Genomic DNA, 16,303 nt, shown 5'->3' on the forward strand with positions numbered 1-16,303 from the left:
TCTTTTTTTATAATTTGTGGTCATCTACCAGCGTTTAAACACTTTACTAAAGAAATAACGGTATCGATCATATGAAATCGAGTTCTCATCATGTAAAATCATTGCAGGCTGATATTTTCGTACAGGACCATTTCTCGTCATAACTGCAAACTGCTGTAAGTGCCTGAAGGATGGGCGAACGACTAAATTTGTCAAGTACGCGGACTGAATGGCCCCCTCGCGTCTTAGTCGATTCAGCGTCTCTATCATTTCTTTCGCTGTCATGATCCCAATTCCATGACCGAAGTAAAGGTCCCTCCCGACCACAATTGCATTTTCCCCTCTCCATTGAGGGGCACTGGGGTCAAAAGCTGGATTATCAAAGTAAACGACATCCCCTGGTAAAAAGCGATTAATGTACGATGGATAAAGCCCGAGATCACTATCCGCGTGCCAGCTATAAATATAAAGGTCAGGAAATATACGATTAAAAGCAGCTTCTCCGATCACTTGTAATACAGCGTGATAATAGATGATCAGCATAGCTCCTGCACATTCAAATGCATAAAGCCTGCTATTTGTAAAAATATCCGTTATCGCATCAGAAGGCCGTACACCTGGTCTCAGGCGCAGCGCTCCATAACCCGTGAACAACCAGTAATCAGGATTACTGCGGGTGGTTTCAAAAGTAGCAAATTCAACTTGACTGTCGTTCATTAATTCTGCACTCTTTACTATTTCTTTCCTCAGTTTGATTTCAAATATTAATTCATCCCTGGATCCATAAGTATACATACTCGGTGAATCCACCATCTGCCTAATAATCATTTGCTCCCTGCTATCCATCGTCCCTAAATCATTCGGTTGAAAAACAACCCCTGCCACTTGAATCATCCCGTCCCTCCTCTCTTTTCAAAAGTTTGCTGCACCTTACTACATGCCTATTCGAATGAAGAAGAATACTTGTTAAAAACCTCATTTCTCTTAAAAATACAGCCCTTGGAAAACTGAACAGGCAAAAAGATGACCAGACGGCTAAGAGGATAAAAGAAGAGGGTCAGCCTCCAATGAGACTGGCCCTCTTCCACTTACTCTATGTAACAACGATTAATAATACGTTGGTTTGAATGACACAGTTCTGCTATCTCCTCAAGAACATCGTGTAAGCTCAATAGTTCATAAATTAAAATAGTCTGAGGAGGCAGATGCTGTCTAAAGTGATTTTCCTGCTCCACATGGTTCTCTTTCCATTTCCAAAATAAATCATCCAGCTTTTCAACGGCTGTAAAATGCTCTTCACTCATGTGGTGGGCTGGATCCTTTAAAATCTCCGTGTATGAATTGGTCACTTTCTCAATCAGTTTGCGTTCATGAGGTTTAAATTCTGAAAGGTTCGCTTGTACGTATTGAAGGTTGCCTAAATGAAACACAATCTGCTGCAAAGCACCCAGCTTTCTTTGCGAAAATTGAAAAGCCCGCATTTGTTCATTTGTATGCTTGTGGTACTTCCATTCCTCTCGTTGATACTGTGACAATTGAAACGTTTTTTCTAAATGAGCTGTGAGCTGACGATAAGAACGGTTAATGTGTCTGGTCTTTTCCTGAGATGCTCCTTTTTCTGCAGTTACGATCCGTTCGAGCAGCTGAGCTGAATGTCCGTACAAATCATTTATGCTTTGAAAAATCCGCGAAGTATAATTTGGCGGCAGCAAGAAGAAGTTTACGATTGTTGAAACGACAATTCCGATCGATGTGGTTCCTAGACGCGTCAGAAACGACACGATATGCTGATCCTGAAAATCAGGAATCATAGCCGTTGCTGTAATCGTAGCAACCAATATCCCATCATCCAGCTTTAATTTGTGACAAATGGCAATCGTTAACATGGCCGCTAGAGCGAATGTTAGAGCACTTTTCCCAAATACAGCATAAAAAGCAGTAGCTAGAAGAGCACCAATCGCTGAGGCGGGAAAGCGAATGGCTGCTTTTTTAATCGAATCAGCGGCTGTATGTTCGATAGTTACGATAGCCGTAATGACAGCAAATACCACGGGTAAATTAAAAAAACCACAGATCAGTGCGGTTACAAATACTGATATTCCCGTTTTTAAGGTTCTTCCCCCTAAAAAATGAGATTCTCTTATTAAATCGATAAACTTAGACACGTTAATCACTTCCATAGGTATACTTAGCACCAATTTTACATGATCCATTAAAAATTTGCAGGCTTTTCTAGTAAGAACTTGAGCTTATTCAGCCTTCCTCTTACCAATAAAAAGACGATCCGTATGTTTAACTATTCTAATTCTCGTGAATGACAACGTAATATGCCCGGCCAATACCGGCACATAAACTAGAAATACTGGAGGCAGTCAACATGAATCGATTTACTATACCACGCGATATTTATTTCGGAGAAGATGCGCTAGATATATTAAAATCCATTAAAGGTAAAAAAGCTGTTTTAGTAATTGGCGGGGGCTCCGTCAAAGAAAACGGCAACTTAGATACAATTCAAAAAAATCTTTCTGAAGCTGACATTGAAACAAAAGTAATTGAAGGAATTACACAAGAACCTTCTACTCAGCTCGTTCAGGATCATCTTCCTGTTCTCAATGAGTACCAGCCTGATTGGATCATTGGAATCGGCGGCGGTTCCCCAATGGATGCAGCGAAAGCGATGTGGATTTCCTACGAACATCCTGATTTAACATTTGAAGATATGGCTCAGCCGTTTACCTTACCGGAGTTACGAACAAAAGCAAAATTCGCCGGTATTCCTACGACAAGTGGAACGGCTTCTGAAATTTCTAACCTTTCTGTGATTACAGATTCAGAAACTGGAGTAAAATATCCCCTGGCGGACTTTGAACTTACCCCTGACCTTGCCATCATTGATCCCGTAATGGTGGAAGCAATGCCTAAGAAAGTACTGGCTTACAGCGGAATGGATGCAGTAACTCACAGCATCGAAGCTTATGTAGCTAAACCGCGTACTACTTTTACGAATTCGTTGTCAATCGAGGCAGCTGAAATTTTAAAAGATCACCTGCTGTCCTCCTATAATGGAGACCAGGAAGCTCGTGAACAAGTCCATTACGCTCAAGCGATGGCAGGCATGGCATTCGCAAATGCCGTACTGGGTAATGTCCACAGCATGGCTCATAAAAGCGGGCCGACTTTTGAAGTTCCACACGGTTGTGCGAATGCAATTTATTTACCTTATGTCATTCAATTTAATCGCAGTGAAGTTGAAGAACGTTTTGCAGCGATCGCACGAAGAATTGACTTATCCGGAAATTCAGATAAAGAGCTGGTCGATTCATTAATCGCCTGGGTTCGTGACTTGAATCGCGAAATGGATGTACCCAATACACTTAAAGAATTCGGCGTTTCTGAAGAACTGTTTAAAGAACACGTTGATAAAATGGCAGAGAATGCTTTGGAAGACCCTTGTACAGGAACGAATCCGCGAGAAACGTCTCTAGAAGAAATGAAGAAATTGTTCGAAGCAGCTTACTACGGTCAAGATGTTACATTCTAATAAAAATTAAATAAGAAATTGGATTGAAAGAATAAAAGGCATGCTTTTGTATACTCGCAGCTCGTGCCGCAAACTGCTGTGGGACCTTCGCGAGCCGAAGACCTACAGCATATGGAGTATTTTCTCGAAGCACTGATGTATATCCTTTAACATAAATCATCCGAACAGATTTCTAAAAATCGTTCGGATGATTTTATTTATTTTTCAAATATATTCCCAGATTCAACTTAAACGTTTATCCCTTTTTCTTTTCTCGGCATTAAGGTGTAGCTGAAACTAATAACAAAATCAATAACTAAAACGAATGACCATACCTGCAGCGTGCGAAACAGCGCTTCCGTCTGAGAAGAGTTATTAATATATAAAATAATAGCTCCTAATAGTGCTCCTCCAATGACCCACGCCAAAACATGGCGGTACCAGCCCTGCCGTTCCTTTCTCGCATGTTCAATCCCAAATTTTTTCTTTGAATCTGGTTTTTGCCCTTCTGCGAACCAATAAGCGAATCTCTCATCTGCCCATTGGATCAGTTGATGACCATATGCAATACTAATACCGATATAAACAGCTGCAATTCCATGTACGGTAGTAGCAACAGCCCCATTTTTAAGATCAGCCACAGTGGCAGCTAGCAGAATAATATCTACGATGGGGGTGCAGATAAGCAGCAAAGCGCCCAGCTTCTCTTTCTTGAAAAGATATCTAGCAATTAACCCTGCTAAGACAAATACCCAAAAACCTATTTCACAGACAATAATCAACCAACCAATCAAATCAGCACCCCTTTTTATAATACGTCTGTATTAAATAATACCAGATTTATTTATTTAATACAATTGTGTTAAAATATATCTATGCCAAAATTAGTTGATCATGATAAACGAAAAATACAAATAGCAGAAGCCACTTGGAAAGTGATTGTAGAGGATGGATTAGAACAAGCTACTGTAAGAAAAATTGCAAAAACAGCCGGATTATCAGTAGGTGCTTTACGTCACTACTTTTCAACTCAATCAGAGTTATTATTATTTTCGATGGAGCTTGTATCTGAACGCGTAAAACAACGAGCTGAAGGAAAAAATTATGAGGGCTCCCCGCTGGAGATGGTAACTGAAGCGATATGCGAGTTATTGCCTGTGGATGAAGAGCGGCGAATTGAAATGGAGGTATGGTTTGTTTTTTCTGCCAAAACGCTCGTCGATGCGAAGCTTGAAGCACTAAGTGAAACCGTTTATTCCGAAATGCATCAAGGATTAAGGAATGTCATCGAGCTCCTCTACTCTCTTGACCTTCTTAAAGAAAATCTCGATCTAGATGTTGAAATTGATCGGTTACATGCGTTAGTTGATGGCATGGCACTGCACCATCTGTTACATCCTGCCACCTTCATGTATGAGAAAATGATCCGAACATTAACTTATCATATAGAAACGCTTTGTAAAAATTCCTTATAATCTTTACCACCTCACGAATAGATCTATAGGTTCGGGTGAGAATAACATAACGACTTGGTAAAGGAGGACATTAAGTATGAATAAAGAACGAGCAAAAGAAATCTTCCACTCCCCTGAAATGATCGATGTCACCCATGAGGACAGACACGTCTATATTGAAGAAGTCATTGAAAGAAATGAAACCGCTCGAATTCACCCGATGGATCAGCCAAACATAATACAAGAAGTTCCGTTGTATGCCTTAAAAGAATCACAACGTTAAAAAGAGAACCGCAGTACAATGCGGTTCTCTTTTTTAATGAAATATTTTATTTCTTCACCGGCTTGCCTGCGGTTTTATCTAAACCAACTGCCGTACCCGCTCTAGAGGAATCGGCAGCACCTTTATAGGTTCCATCTTCCAGGATCTTTATAGCCTGGACATTACCAATTTCTCCTGGACTGGACTGCCATTCATGTCCCCATTCTTCCATAGTAGCTCGAACATCAGCTGGTACACCTTCTTCCCATCTGATCTGAGGGTGAGAAGCACTATAGATTCTCGGCTCCTCAATGGCATCTTTTAACTCCATATCATAATCGATGACATTTACGAGAGTTTGAAGGACAGAAGTAATAATGGTTGGCCCGCCTGGTGAACCGAGTGTCATAAATGGTTCGCCATCTTCAAATACCATCGTAGGGGTCATACTGCTCATTGGACGTTTGTTTGGCTCAACTTGATTAGGACCGCCTGGCACAGCGCTGAAGTCCGTGATCTCATTATTCAGCATGAAACCATATTCAGGAACCATTATGCCAGAACCAAATACTTGTTCAATCGTTGTCGTATAGGACACGTGATTTCCCCATTTATCAGCTACACTGAAATGAGTCGTTTCGCCAATTTCACGGTCATCCTCTTCTTGCACCGTCGCTTCAGGTTCTCCATCCTGATAAGCCCATGGATCTCCAGGTTCGACATTTGCATTTGCCTGGCCGAATTCAATAAGTGAAGCACGTTCTGCTAAGTATTCTTCATTCAACATACCTTCCATAGGTACATCCACAAATTGTGTATCTCCAATATATGCATTTCGATCGGCATAGGCGAGGTGCATTGCTTCTGCCAGTAGATGGTACTTTTCAGGGGACCTTGCATCGTACGCACTAAAGTCAAAGCCTTCTAACATTTTTAACATTTGAAGTACCGTCAGTCCGCCTGAACTTGGCGGCGGCATCGAAACAATTTCATAACCCCGGTACGTGCCCGTTACAGGCTCATCAATCGATAATTCATAATTGGCTAAATCCTGGCTGGTCATACTCCCGCCAAACTCTTGAACGGTGTCTGCCAGCGCCTGACCAATTTCACCACCGTAAAAGGCATCAAGCCCGCTTTTCCTTATTTCTTTGAAAGTATTAGCTAAATCTTCCTGCACTAATAAATCGCCTTCCTGTAATGGTTCACCATTTGGCATAAACACATCCTTCGCTGCACTTCTGCCTAATTCATACTGATTATCATCGATGGCATCCGCAAGAACATTATTTACCTCTACCCCTTTTTTGGCAAGTTTAATTGCAGGGTTAATGAGTTGATTAAAAGGCCTCGTACCCCATTCCTCATAGGCGGTCATTAGCCCTTTTAACGTGCCAGGAACACCGACTGCATCTCCGCTGATATGTCGTTCTGCAAAAGGGATCACATTTCCGTTTTCATCAAGAAACATATCAGGCTCTGCCCCGGCTGGAGCACGTTCCCGACTATCAATAATGGATACATCATCTTTCTCAGCATCATATACCATCATAAATCCGCCACCGCCAATCCCTGACATCATAGGCTCAGCTACGTTAAGGGCTAATTGAATGGCAATCGCTGCATCCATTGCCGTCCCGCCTTTACGTAGTATCTCCGCGCCTATTTCCGATGCTGCCGGGTGAGCAGTAGCCACCATTCCCTCTGCTCCATACGCTACTTCGTCATTTGATTGCTGGGGTCCTTTCGCGAGGGTTCCTGCTGGGAAGGACATGGTGAACAACAGAACAAACATAACAATCCAAGAAAAAAAGCGATTACGGTTTACGTTCACGATTTCTCCTCCTTTCTATATTGTTCTACATTTTACAGAATATTCGAAATACATTATATAGACGATACCTCCTAATTACTGCTAACTAATAGCTGGGCATTCACCGAATCATAAGATTCTACGGTTCCATTCGACTAGCAAACGACATTATTCAACGAAGGACGCTATAAAAGGACATAAATTAAATAGGTAGTTGGATAGACACAATTCAACAAAAAAGTGGACCAGCTTTCGCCTGGTCCACCCTTCCCCTATATCATAGTGTAAGCACTCATTTTTGTACCACTCGGCTACTTCTTATTTCCCAGTGTTTCTAAAAGAAACGCTGGAGCATCATTTTCATGAACCCCAATGACTGTATGGACGTAACCCCGGTTTTCTTCTAAATAAAAACCGACTAAGTAAGTGCCATTGGATGGATTTGAGCGAGTCTCCAGCATTTCGGTGATACGCTCATTGCTTTCAATCCTTAGAGGCACTTTGCCTGAAGATTTCATTTGTTCAATAGCCAAGTCTGGAGGTAAATCACGGGAATGCTGCCACTCATAAACTTCTACGTATTCCACATCCTCGGCTTGTAACATGACTTGCTCCTGAAGTCCTTCTTCTCTCAGCCATTCCTGTGCATTCAAATACGTAAGATCTAATGAAAAATGTACAGGCTCTTCCCCATTAAGTGTTGCCTCGACAAAAGAACCGAGTTCAGCTGAATCATTTATCCCCTGATAAGGCATTTGATAAATATCCTCTTTTACATTTCCCAAGAACCCCGCGATTTTATCCGGTTCTACGATTTCTACATGATTCCCATTAGAAGGAGCATGTATGTTAACGCGGTCAACTTGATCCATATCGACATTAAGGATCGGATGGTTCATTTCTTTAAATTCTTTCGTTTTTGAAATTGCGGTTAGTTCTTCTTGTAAGGAAGTCGAGTCTGCTTGATACGAACGATACGTCTCTTCCCCGTTTTCTAATTCATAGGCAATGAAAATATTCTCCCCATCTCGCTTCAGCGGATCTCCTTCTTTAAGAAGTTTTTCATGTAAAAGTTTAACCGTTTCAATCGTATCCTCAGCTTCGATCATCTGATTATCTTCGCCTGTTTTATAATCGTCATATTGATAGTAGCTGGAACCTAGATAGACACCTTTGATTTCTTCGCTGGCCGGCACGTAATTTTCATAATTGATAAGCACGAGCGGAATGAAAGAAATCAATACAGCAGCCGCTGCTCCATATACAGCAAGTCCTTTCCACTGAGGAACAGAAAACACTCTCCACGTTTTACGAAGCAGCATAACAGATAAGAAGAACCCAACGATTCCGCCACAGAAATAACCAAAGATAATCCATCCATACGTATTTTGTGTTTCTCCAAAATACATGCCGGCAAATAATGCGAAGCAAAAAGTAACACCAAATTTAAAAACCGGTCTGAGCCAGGAAACAGCAATGGGATGCGATGCTGACTCGAGCTGCCGCTTTTTATAAACAAACCTGGAAATAAAATAAAACAATACCGTGATGAGTAAATAAATTCCCAGAGCCGGGTAACTTACGGGTATTAAGCTCCCTCCTGCACCTGTACTAGAAACATCAGCTACATCGACAATCGGCGACAAATGCGGGATTGATTGTTCGAGCACTGTACTGCCTGAAAAACCATTAACGTAAAAGCTGATATGGTAAAAGACGAGGGCGACAATTCCCATCGGAAATAATAGCAGAATGAATGTCAATACGCCGTGTACAGCCGAAAGTCCCGTTAACGTTCCAACGAATACCCCAGCCATAAAAACGAACATCGATACAATGATCATTAACAACAGCCAGTTTCCAAGATCAGATGTATGATAAAATTCACTGACATCGGCAAACCCAATAAAAAGTGCCATAATGAAGCTGATCAATAGGATCGGCACCAGTAAAAAAATAAATCCACTCATTATTCGGTAATTAAACAACGTCTCACGACGGATCGGCAGACTGTGAACGAAGTCTGAAGACGACGTGACGTGTAAATAACGAAACAAGAACACCGCCATAAACACCGGCAGCCCGAACAAAAGAATCATTTGAATCTCGAATAAGAATGTCGTCGAAAATAACCCTGTTTCATGAGGAAACATTCCATAGTTTCCTGCTTCAATCACTTCATCACTAAGAGCCATAACTAATTGTAAAGGCAGTGTAAACAACAGCCCGATAAAATAAACAATACTAATCCATCCGACATTTCTAAAATCCTGCTTAAATAATTCTTTTTTAAACGAGGATATTTTCAATGGCATAGCCCGCCCCTCCCAGCTCATAAATAAAAATCTCTTCTAATGTTAAAGGCAGGCGATCAAAAATTACCGGCTGATATTTATGAATAGCAGCTGATATGTCCTGGTCGTTTCCTTTAACAATCATAAGGAGAACACTTCCCCTTTTTTCATGATAGAGAATGTTGAGATCACTGTTTAAAATAGCTTCCTGATCTCCTGAGAGAGCCACCTGGATTTTGTGAACGTCGGCTTTTAAATCATCTAAATCCCTTTCAAGAAGCATTTCTCCTTTATGTAAAATACCGACATGATCACAAATATCTTCAACTTCTCTTAGATTGTGTGATGAAATCAATACCGTCATGTTACGCTCCGCCACATCCTGAATGATAAGGCTTCGGACTTTTTTACGCATAACAGCATCTAATCCATCGAACGGTTCATCTAAAACGATAACATCCGGCATGCATGACATCGCCAGCCAAAAAGCAACTTGTCTCTGCATTCCTTTTGAAAATTGATTAATTTTTTTATTTTCCTCTAATTGAAAAACGTCTTTTAACTTTTGGTAACGATCTTCATTCCATGAATGATAAAGGTCTCTATAATAATTTGCCATGTGCTTTACGGTATATTGAGGCAGAAAATAGAGGGTATCCGGAAGAAAGACCATACGCTGCTTTATATCTTGATTTTCAAACACATCTTCCCCATTGACCAACACCTTACCTGACTGCTGCTTTAATATACCGACTATCATGCGCATCAGTGTCGTCTTTCCAGCTCCATTGGATCCTAATAAACCGTAAATAGAACCCTTATTTACATGAAAGGTCACTTCATGAAGTACTTTATCGTTATCAAATGACTTATAAACCTTACCAACGTCAATCATTCCCCTGTCCCCCTTCCACTTCCCGAAGAAGTGTTTCAATTTCTTTTGAACTCATCCCAAGATAAATCGCCTCTGCAAACAACTTTCTCAACTCTTCCCTCATTTTGTTCAACTCCTCCTCATTTTCTGATGGTTTTACAGGATGAACGAAGCTCCCTTTTCCTTTTAAGGAATAAATATAACCTTGTGATTCCAGCTCCCTATAGGCTTTCTGAATTGTATTAGGATTGATCGTCAACTGCTGTGCCAATTCCCGAACGGAAGGAAGCTTTTCATCTTCTTTTAAAACATTGGTAATAATTAACTGCTTCAATTTTTCCACCAACTGCTCGTAGATGGGTTTTCTACTTCTAACATCCAGTTCAAACATGTATACACCTCCAAGCTTTTATTCATCTGTATTAACTGTATTAATATATGTATTACAGTTAAGATTATAGTCCAATTTCTTTAATTTGGAAAGAGTTTTTTTCACAGGAGAGAATTTTGGCAATAGAAAAGCGCTTATCAAAAGGGAGATAAGCGCTTTTCTTTTACGTTATTTTAGAATTGAACCAGCTATTTTTATCAGCGGAAATTGAAGTATATCAGCGGTTATAAAGATATATCAGCGAATAAATTATTTTATCAGCAGTTTTTGAACAATATCAGCGATTTTTTAAATTTATCAGCGGAACCTCTTACTCATGGAGTAGACGAGCACTTTTTTCGCCTCAAGCTGAATTTCTTTCTCAAATTCCATCCCTGCTCTGTTGGCCACGCTGATGGACCCTTCATTTCCAGGTTGAATAAGAGCAATCAGTTTATCTAAATGGAATTGCTGAAAGGCGATATTCACTAACGCTGCCGCAGCTTCAGTAGCGTACCCATTTTTCCAGTAGCGTTGATCAATCCAGTAACCAAGCTCTAACTCTTCTACATGGTCAATACGCTGTGGCACGATGCCGGCGTGACCAATCTTAGCGTCATCCTCTTTTCTTAAAATGACATGCAGCCCTAAATCAGGGTTTTGTTCATATGTATCGTAAATCCAATGAAGGAAAGCTTTCATACCCTCCTGATCCTTCACTTTTCCATCACCTATATACTGCATCATTTTAGGATGAGACAGCATCGATTGTAAAAAATCTTCATCCCCCGGCTTATATGGCCGCATGTATAAACGTTCTGTAGTTAAGTTCATTTACTCTCTCCTCTCTTAGAGTTAATCATTCTAATCGACAACATGAGGAGAAAAACAATCAACCCAAATAGAAATATACTAGCTCCCAGTAAGCTTACGCCCATACCTTCAAAACGCCGAACTACAAATAATCCATAGTAATAAACCGCCAGCCCCGCCTGGCACACGATCAATAATAAAGCAAAAGCAAACTTGCGATGATACAATAGGTAGAGCATGAAAACAAAGCCTATACCCATCAGGATCCCAGGCACTACATTTAATAAAAATTCCATTTCCGGCCGACCTCCTTTAGTTTATCGGCGATGAAGGGTGAAAGAGATGCAAAACCTTTAAGTTGTATGTACAAATAAAGTGGTAATTCACCCTCAAGTCCGCACCTTGAATTCAAAGGAAAATTAGATACACTATAGAAAATACTGGTAGTTAAAGATTATCATATAAAAATAAGTAATAGAACCAAATATATAGAAGGTGTGACGAACGATGAATGTTCTGCCAAAAGTCTTTTACGAGCAGCCGACGTTAGAACTCGCCCGTTCCCTTTTAGGGTGCGAGCTTGTCAAGGAAACGACTGAAGGTACAGCTTCAGGTTATATTGTAGAAACGGAAGCTTATATCGGTCCGGTCGATCGAGCGGCTCACAGCTACAATTACAAAAGAACCAAACGAACACAGGTTATGTTCGGCCCTGCCGGATACGCTTACACGTATGTGATGCATACCCACTGTCTCGTTAATGTGGTCAGCGGGGAGGAAGGAAGCCCGGAAGCTGTTCTCATCCGTGCGGTTGAGCCGGTGGAAGGAATCGATTTAATGTATGCAAGACGTGGAGATAAAAAAGAAAAGGATTTAACGAATGGACCCGGGAAACTAACGAAAGCTTTAGGTATTATTCGCAGCGATTACGGGCGACCTTATGACACTCCTCCTCTTTATATTAAGGAGGGCTTCAAGCCTGCTCGAATTTCACAAGGAAAAAGAATCGGTATTGAGAACTCAGGTGATGCACGTGATTTTCCATGGAGATTTTGGGTAACGGACAATAAATTTGTCTCAAGATAAGGTGTATAGGACAATCATTTCAGCAAATACTGAAAGTAGAAATCCTTAAGGAGGTTCTACTTACATGAACAGCAACGACTATCACTTAGCCCGCCTTTCTGAAGCGGAAGAAGAGAAGCTCGCTAGTCTTGAGAAAGAATTAGGGAAAATTTTAATTGCCTGGGAAGACGAAAAATCTGTCCAAAATTAATCCGTGAATAAAGAAGCACGGGCCAAAACTAAAACATAAAATAATCCGAATGATTTTGTAGAAATCATTCGGATTATTTTATGTTAAAGAGAATTTAAACGATCGCTCCGTCAAAATGCTTCGCTTTCCGTGGGCACGGCCTCAGCTTCCTCAGAAAGCAAAGAGCGCTTTCCTGCGGGATCTTCGCCTCTTGCTGTTCCCACAGGAGTCTTCGCATTTTGACTATGCTAATAATCTGCGTTTATACAAATGTTCGACTTTTGAAATCACTGCATTAATTATGTCCCAGCCTCTTCCCCGATTCTTATTTTAGCTTTTATTATAACTTTTTATCAATTTGCAGGCTCTTTACCATCCTTATCTGCCCTCGATGATTAATCTCGTCTTCCATAACGTGATACCACAAGTAATAGTTATTATGTGGTATTCCATTCGTCCAGTGCTTCAATTCTGATAACCACTTATCATCTTTTACTTTCAGTTGTTTTAAGGTTTCCGATCGAACTTCTTGTAGTAATGCGATGTAATAATGAAGGTTTTTATGATTTATCCTGCTTCTAGCCGTCTCTCCTAACTCTAGAGCAGTTCCCCATTTTGATTTTTCACGTAAAGTTAAATCCCGGTTTTCAAATGAAATCACTTGATGGACAAACTCAATCGCCGCTATATGATATAATAGCGCTGCGATCGAGTTCCCCCGGTCGTGTGGTAAAGCATCTAGTTCTTCTACAGTTAAACCCGCTACTTCTTCTAGCGTAACTTCTCTAGTATGCTCTAGCATAAAAACAAGTTCTCCTACCTTAGGTGAATACCCTTCTAACGGCTCGATTTGGTAATGAATCATTTTTTGCCCTCCCCCCTTTACACCTCTTAACATTACCAATTTATAAGAAAATGAATAGTCTGATTTTTTCCTCTGAAGAATGGTATACTTAAAATATAAAAGAAGGGCAGATCTTGTCGGATCTGCCCTTCTTTTATTGATGATAAGCTTTTTCTAATTCTTTAATCTCCAACTTCTTCATTTGAAGCATGGCATTCATCACTTGATGGGCTTTAATTGGATCAGGATCATTTAATCGTTCGCGTAACAATTTAGGAACTATTTGCCACGACACACCAAACTGGTCAGTCAGCCAGCCACATTCCACTTCCTCTCCGTCCTTTGAAAGCTTTTCCCAAAGTTCATCTATTTCTTCCTGGGTGTCACAATCAACTAGAAAAGAAATAGCTGGTGTAAATGAAAAATGGGCGCCGCCGTTTAAAGCGATAAAGGACGTTCCTTCAATTTCAAAGGAAACGGTCATCACACTTCCAGCAGGTCCCGGCCCTGCATCGCCATAGTAAGCCACGTTAAGAATCCTGGAATTAGAGAAGGTGGAAACATAAAACTGCGCCGCTTGTTCCGCCTGGTCCTCGAACCATAAATTAGGACTGATTTTCGAAAGGGAAAGATTCATTTCTTCTCTAAGCTCCTTTCCTTTTTTATCGCCTGTCTATATAAAAAGTTCGATGCTTGGATCCATTCTCCTGCTTAAAGAAATTTAATTTGATTCGTATCGGCATATTTATTAATCATTGCTTTAAACATATCGATTTCCTCTTCCTTATCAAAAAACCACTTGGGCAGAATTAAAGCATGATGCTTAGATACATATAATTGAAAGAGATCCTTTTGCTCTTGTACAGCCACGACATCAGACCATTTATATTGGTTCACAGATTTTTCGAACTTCTGTTTAATATCCATAGAGCGGAACGTATAAGTGATTTCCTTTTGCAGTCTGCGATCTTTATTAAATTCTCTAGTGGATCTCACATTAATCATAAGAATAAGAAACAACAATACGAATCCAGCGAGTAGAAAAGAGACGACACTCGTCACGATTAACGAGATAAGCCATGACCCCTCCATAGATCGATAACTCACATAAAAGAACAATGCGAACGCCGCAATGAAATAAATAAGTTTTACTTTTTTCATATGGTAATTGTTGTGTCTTCTATAATCTCCAACGGTTAGTGCACCGCTGACCGTCAATCTTTGATTTTCCTTCATGCCCTCACTCCTTGAAACGACTTTCCTCATTAGCTTATCACGAAGGATGAATTTTTCGGATAAAATTATTTTACATGCTTGATAAAAAGAACGCGCTCTTGTCCTTTTCCATCATAATTGGTGACCACAGGAACACCATTTATCACTTTGTCTCCATGGTCGAAATTAAATCCAATCTTCGTGTGGAAATCAATTGACGTTTTATTGATCGGAGATGTCACCGCACGAACGATAGAACGCCCTGATTGTTTGACGACATTGAAAAATTCACCGTAAAGCTTTCTGGCAATATCTTTTCTTCTATAGGCAGGATCAACCCCTACAAAATGGACATAAGCTTCGTCATTATACGTCTGCGAATAAAAGGCGATAAGAAAACCGATGATTTTGCCATTCTCTTCTGCCACAAAACTCGTTTCTCTAAAATGAATAAAAAACAACTTCGGCAGCATGGCAGCCATCGTGCGTCCACCCCACCAATCATTAATTAAAGGCGAGATCACACCATAATCATCGGCTGTCACATTTCGGATTTGCATGAATTTTCCTCCTCCATAAACGTACGATCATTTCGAATCATCAACAGCTTTTCTTCATAATCAGCCAGCTTCTCCAAAACGACAGGCTTACTGTTCTTCTCAAATGAAGCATTCCATTTAAACATTTTAATAAATATGGAAAAAGTCGGAGTATAGTTAGCTTTCTCTAAGCCCAGCTTTTGTTTAATAAACCTATTAATGATCCTATACTTACGACGTGAATAAGGCGTATCCAGGAAGATAATGACGTCAGCTTCCTGAAAGCTTTTCCTCATCCAGGGCTCGTAATGTACACCTTCCAAAATCCAAGACTCGGAACCGAGAATTTGATATAAATACTCTTCCCTTTCTGGTTCACTCCTTCGGATATCTTCATCTTTATTTCTTATCCATACCACGTTATCAAGCTCATAATAAGGGATATCAAGTTTAACAGACAGTTTTCTAGCTAACGTCGTTTTCCCGCTCGCTACAGAACCAATAATATGTATTTTCTTCCCGTCCACTAATCAAGCCCCCACCAGTCAATCAAGATTAATTCAGCAAGCGGCATCGTCCATATATTTAATAAAATAAATAAGGAAACGAACATAAATATTGTATTTTCCCACTGATCCTTACGAAATAACGAAGCGATGAGTGTAAAGAAAAACCCTGCAGTCAGCACGTACAATATCATGGGTTTAACTATACTTTGATCTATATTGATCCATAGAATATAGAACAGTAGTGCGAAAGTAAACAGGCATCTAATGCTATTCTTCATACTCTCTCTCCTTGAATTCAAAGTTAAATCTATTTTTCAGAGCATTACCTCTTGCATTTCACTATTTTTGTCGTGACTTCATTCACCAGTAAAATACTGTAATAACTCCCATTCATAGACTTCCCACTTCTTCATATACGAATCCATTACTAATAAGTTTCATCCCGCCCCCCCACAAATGATCTATGACAATATACTTATTTTTCTATATTTTCAATAGATTTACACAGCATTAGCTTTCTATTAACAATTTACCACTAGTATTGCGGTTGTAACACCCC

Annotated in this window: 20 protein-coding genes; 5 read left to right on the plus strand and 15 right to left on the minus strand. The window is 40.2% G+C overall.

Translation table 11 applies throughout. The features are described 5' to 3' along the window. Positions 1-24: 24 nt before the first annotated feature. Together ACGTNH_RS12810 and ACGTNH_RS12815 are read right to left on the minus strand one after the other, a co-directional pair. Positions 25-873 carry a protein-glutamine gamma-glutamyltransferase gene (locus tag ACGTNH_RS12810; protein ID WP_394587265.1) on the minus strand — a complete coding sequence of 283 codons (849 nt, stop codon included), beginning with the start codon at positions 871-873 and terminating at the stop codon, positions 25-27. Between the two features lie 194 nt (positions 874-1,067). Beyond that, on the minus strand, positions 1,068-2,144 hold the full coding sequence (locus ACGTNH_RS12815) for an FUSC family protein (RefSeq protein WP_394587266.1): 1,077 nt from the start codon (positions 2,142-2,144) through the stop codon (positions 1,068-1,070). A 212-nt stretch (positions 2,145-2,356) separates the two neighbouring features. Here ACGTNH_RS12815 and ACGTNH_RS12820 point away from each other — a divergent pair, with 212 nt between their 5' ends. After that, positions 2,357-3,523, plus strand: coding sequence for an iron-containing alcohol dehydrogenase (locus ACGTNH_RS12820; RefSeq protein ID WP_394587267.1), 1,167 nt, complete (start codon positions 2,357-2,359; stop codon positions 3,521-3,523). A 227-nt stretch (positions 3,524-3,750) separates the two neighbouring features. On the opposite strand, the gene ACGTNH_RS12825 is transcribed toward ACGTNH_RS12820, so the two are convergent. After that, a complete protein-coding gene (locus tag ACGTNH_RS12825; RefSeq protein WP_394587268.1) occupies positions 3,751-4,296 on the minus strand; it encodes a hypothetical protein in 546 nt (181 codons plus the stop codon). An 81-nt stretch (positions 4,297-4,377) separates the two neighbouring features. On the opposite strand from ACGTNH_RS12825, the gene ACGTNH_RS12830 reads away from it, so the two are divergent. After that, positions 4,378-4,977, plus strand: coding sequence for a TetR/AcrR family transcriptional regulator (locus ACGTNH_RS12830; RefSeq protein WP_394587269.1), 600 nt, complete (start codon positions 4,378-4,380; stop codon positions 4,975-4,977). Positions 4,978-5,053: 76 nt separating this feature from the next. Further along, positions 5,054-5,239, plus strand: a complete 186-nt coding sequence (locus ACGTNH_RS12835; protein ID WP_394587270.1) for an H-type small acid-soluble spore protein — start codon at positions 5,054-5,056, stop codon at positions 5,237-5,239. 46 nt (positions 5,240-5,285) lie between these two features. Here the strand turns inward: ACGTNH_RS12835 and ggt are convergent, their stop codons facing one another. The 6 genes from ggt to ACGTNH_RS12865 form a co-directional block, all read right to left on the minus strand. Next, a complete protein-coding gene (ggt, locus tag ACGTNH_RS12840) occupies positions 5,286-7,013 on the minus strand; it encodes a gamma-glutamyltransferase (protein WP_394587702.1) in 1,728 nt (575 codons plus the stop codon). 329 nt (positions 7,014-7,342) lie between these two features. Next, a complete protein-coding gene (locus ACGTNH_RS12845; protein ID WP_394587271.1) occupies positions 7,343-9,346 on the minus strand; it encodes a DUF6449 domain-containing protein in 2,004 nt (667 codons plus the stop codon). Continuing rightward, a complete protein-coding gene (locus ACGTNH_RS12850; protein WP_394587272.1) occupies positions 9,321-10,220 on the minus strand; it encodes an ABC transporter ATP-binding protein in 900 nt (299 codons plus the stop codon). Before ACGTNH_RS12850 ends, ACGTNH_RS12845 begins: the two co-directional genes overlap by 26 nt. After that, positions 10,213-10,590 carry a GntR family transcriptional regulator gene (locus ACGTNH_RS12855; RefSeq protein WP_394587273.1) on the minus strand — a complete coding sequence of 126 codons (378 nt, stop codon included), beginning with the start codon at positions 10,588-10,590 and terminating at the stop codon, positions 10,213-10,215. Before ACGTNH_RS12855 ends, ACGTNH_RS12850 begins: the two co-directional genes overlap by 8 nt. A 297-nt stretch (positions 10,591-10,887) precedes the next feature. Beyond that, positions 10,888-11,403 (minus strand): GNAT family N-acetyltransferase, encoded by a 516-nt coding sequence (locus ACGTNH_RS12860; RefSeq protein ID WP_394587274.1) that lies wholly within the window; start codon positions 11,401-11,403, stop codon positions 10,888-10,890. Continuing rightward, the gene (locus ACGTNH_RS12865; protein ID WP_394587275.1) at positions 11,400-11,678 is read right to left on the minus strand and encodes a YesK family protein; all 279 of its coding nucleotides are present in this window, start codon (positions 11,676-11,678) and stop codon (positions 11,400-11,402) included. Before ACGTNH_RS12865 ends, ACGTNH_RS12860 begins: the two co-directional genes overlap by 4 nt. 211 nt (positions 11,679-11,889) lie before the next feature. On the opposite strand from ACGTNH_RS12865, the gene ACGTNH_RS12870 reads away from it, so the two are divergent. Continuing rightward, positions 11,890-12,468: a DNA-3-methyladenine glycosylase gene (locus tag ACGTNH_RS12870; protein ID WP_394587276.1), complete on the plus strand. Its 579-nt coding sequence runs from the start codon at positions 11,890-11,892 to the stop codon at positions 12,466-12,468. 64 nt (positions 12,469-12,532) lie between these two features. Next, positions 12,533-12,658: a hypothetical protein gene (locus ACGTNH_RS12875; RefSeq protein ID WP_394587277.1), complete on the plus strand. Its 126-nt coding sequence runs from the start codon at positions 12,533-12,535 to the stop codon at positions 12,656-12,658. Positions 12,659-12,977: 319 nt separating this feature from the next. Here the strand turns inward: ACGTNH_RS12875 and ACGTNH_RS12880 are convergent, their stop codons facing one another. The 6 genes from ACGTNH_RS12880 to ACGTNH_RS12905 all read right to left on the minus strand — a co-directional run bounded on the left by ACGTNH_RS12880 (position 12,978) and on the right by ACGTNH_RS12905 (position 16,022). Continuing rightward, complete coding sequence (locus tag ACGTNH_RS12880) at positions 12,978-13,502, minus strand: DinB family protein (RefSeq protein WP_394587278.1); 525 nt, start codon at positions 13,500-13,502, stop codon at positions 12,978-12,980. Between the two features lie 133 nt (positions 13,503-13,635). After that, positions 13,636-14,118 (minus strand): VOC family protein, encoded by a 483-nt coding sequence (locus ACGTNH_RS12885; protein ID WP_394587279.1) that lies wholly within the window; start codon positions 14,116-14,118, stop codon positions 13,636-13,638. A 74-nt stretch (positions 14,119-14,192) separates the two neighbouring features. After that, positions 14,193-14,717 (minus strand): YcxB family protein, encoded by a 525-nt coding sequence (locus ACGTNH_RS12890; RefSeq protein WP_394587280.1) that lies wholly within the window; start codon positions 14,715-14,717, stop codon positions 14,193-14,195. 65 nt (positions 14,718-14,782) lie between these two features. Then, positions 14,783-15,256, minus strand: a complete 474-nt coding sequence (locus ACGTNH_RS12895; protein ID WP_394587281.1) for a GNAT family N-acetyltransferase — start codon at positions 15,254-15,256, stop codon at positions 14,783-14,785. Further along, positions 15,238-15,762: a P-loop NTPase family protein gene (locus ACGTNH_RS12900; RefSeq protein WP_394587282.1), complete on the minus strand. Its 525-nt coding sequence runs from the start codon at positions 15,760-15,762 to the stop codon at positions 15,238-15,240. Before ACGTNH_RS12900 ends, ACGTNH_RS12895 begins: the two co-directional genes overlap by 19 nt. Further along, entirely contained in the window at positions 15,762-16,022 is a 261-nt protein-coding gene (locus ACGTNH_RS12905; RefSeq protein ID WP_394587283.1) for a hypothetical protein, read from the minus strand. Before ACGTNH_RS12905 ends, ACGTNH_RS12900 begins: the two co-directional genes overlap by 1 nt. Positions 16,023-16,303: the final 281 nt, after the last annotated feature.

Origin of the sequence: Halobacillus sp. B23F22_1 (genome assembly GCF_043497005.1) — a bacterium.
Lineage (GTDB): Bacteria > Bacillota > Bacilli > Bacillales > Halobacillaceae > Halobacillus_A.

What these genes read in the sequence shown, in the direction of transcription:
- ACGTNH_RS12860 (WP_394587274.1), bottom strand. Translation starts at nt 11,403, where the DNA reads ATGAACTTAACTACAGAACGTTTATACATGCGGCCATATAAGCCGGGG.
- ACGTNH_RS12830 (WP_394587269.1), top strand. Translation starts at nt 4,378, where the DNA reads ATGCCAAAATTAGTTGATCATGATAAACGAAAAATACAAATAGCAGAA.
- ACGTNH_RS12865 (WP_394587275.1), bottom strand. Translation starts at nt 11,678, where the DNA reads ATGGAATTTTTATTAAATGTAGTGCCTGGGATCCTGATGGGTATAGGC.
- ACGTNH_RS12890 (WP_394587280.1), bottom strand. Translation starts at nt 14,717, where the DNA reads ATGAAGGAAAATCAAAGATTGACGGTCAGCGGTGCACTAACCGTTGGA.
- ACGTNH_RS12875 (WP_394587277.1), top strand. Translation starts at nt 12,533, where the DNA reads ATGAACAGCAACGACTATCACTTAGCCCGCCTTTCTGAAGCGGAAGAA.
- ggt (WP_394587702.1), bottom strand. Translation starts at nt 7,013, where the DNA reads ATGTTTGTTCTGTTGTTCACCATGTCCTTCCCAGCAGGAACCCTCGCG.
- ACGTNH_RS12820 (WP_394587267.1), top strand. Translation starts at nt 2,357, where the DNA reads ATGAATCGATTTACTATACCACGCGATATTTATTTCGGAGAAGATGCG.
- ACGTNH_RS12845 (WP_394587271.1), bottom strand. Translation starts at nt 9,346, where the DNA reads ATGCCATTGAAAATATCCTCGTTTAAAAAAGAATTATTTAAGCAGGAT.
- ACGTNH_RS12880 (WP_394587278.1), bottom strand. Translation starts at nt 13,502, where the DNA reads ATGATTCATTACCAAATCGAGCCGTTAGAAGGGTATTCACCTAAGGTA.
- ACGTNH_RS12855 (WP_394587273.1), bottom strand. Translation starts at nt 10,590, where the DNA reads ATGTTTGAACTGGATGTTAGAAGTAGAAAACCCATCTACGAGCAGTTG.
- ACGTNH_RS12810 (WP_394587265.1), bottom strand. Translation starts at nt 873, where the DNA reads ATGATTCAAGTGGCAGGGGTTGTTTTTCAACCGAATGATTTAGGGACG.
- ACGTNH_RS12850 (WP_394587272.1), bottom strand. Translation starts at nt 10,220, where the DNA reads ATGATTGACGTTGGTAAGGTTTATAAGTCATTTGATAACGATAAAGTA.
- ACGTNH_RS12835 (WP_394587270.1), top strand. Translation starts at nt 5,054, where the DNA reads ATGAATAAAGAACGAGCAAAAGAAATCTTCCACTCCCCTGAAATGATC.
- ACGTNH_RS12885 (WP_394587279.1), bottom strand. Translation starts at nt 14,118, where the DNA reads ATGAATCTTTCCCTTTCGAAAATCAGTCCTAATTTATGGTTCGAGGAC.
- ACGTNH_RS12870 (WP_394587276.1), top strand. Translation starts at nt 11,890, where the DNA reads ATGAATGTTCTGCCAAAAGTCTTTTACGAGCAGCCGACGTTAGAACTC.
- ACGTNH_RS12895 (WP_394587281.1), bottom strand. Translation starts at nt 15,256, where the DNA reads ATGCAAATCCGAAATGTGACAGCCGATGATTATGGTGTGATCTCGCCT.
- ACGTNH_RS12905 (WP_394587283.1), bottom strand. Translation starts at nt 16,022, where the DNA reads ATGAAGAATAGCATTAGATGCCTGTTTACTTTCGCACTACTGTTCTAT.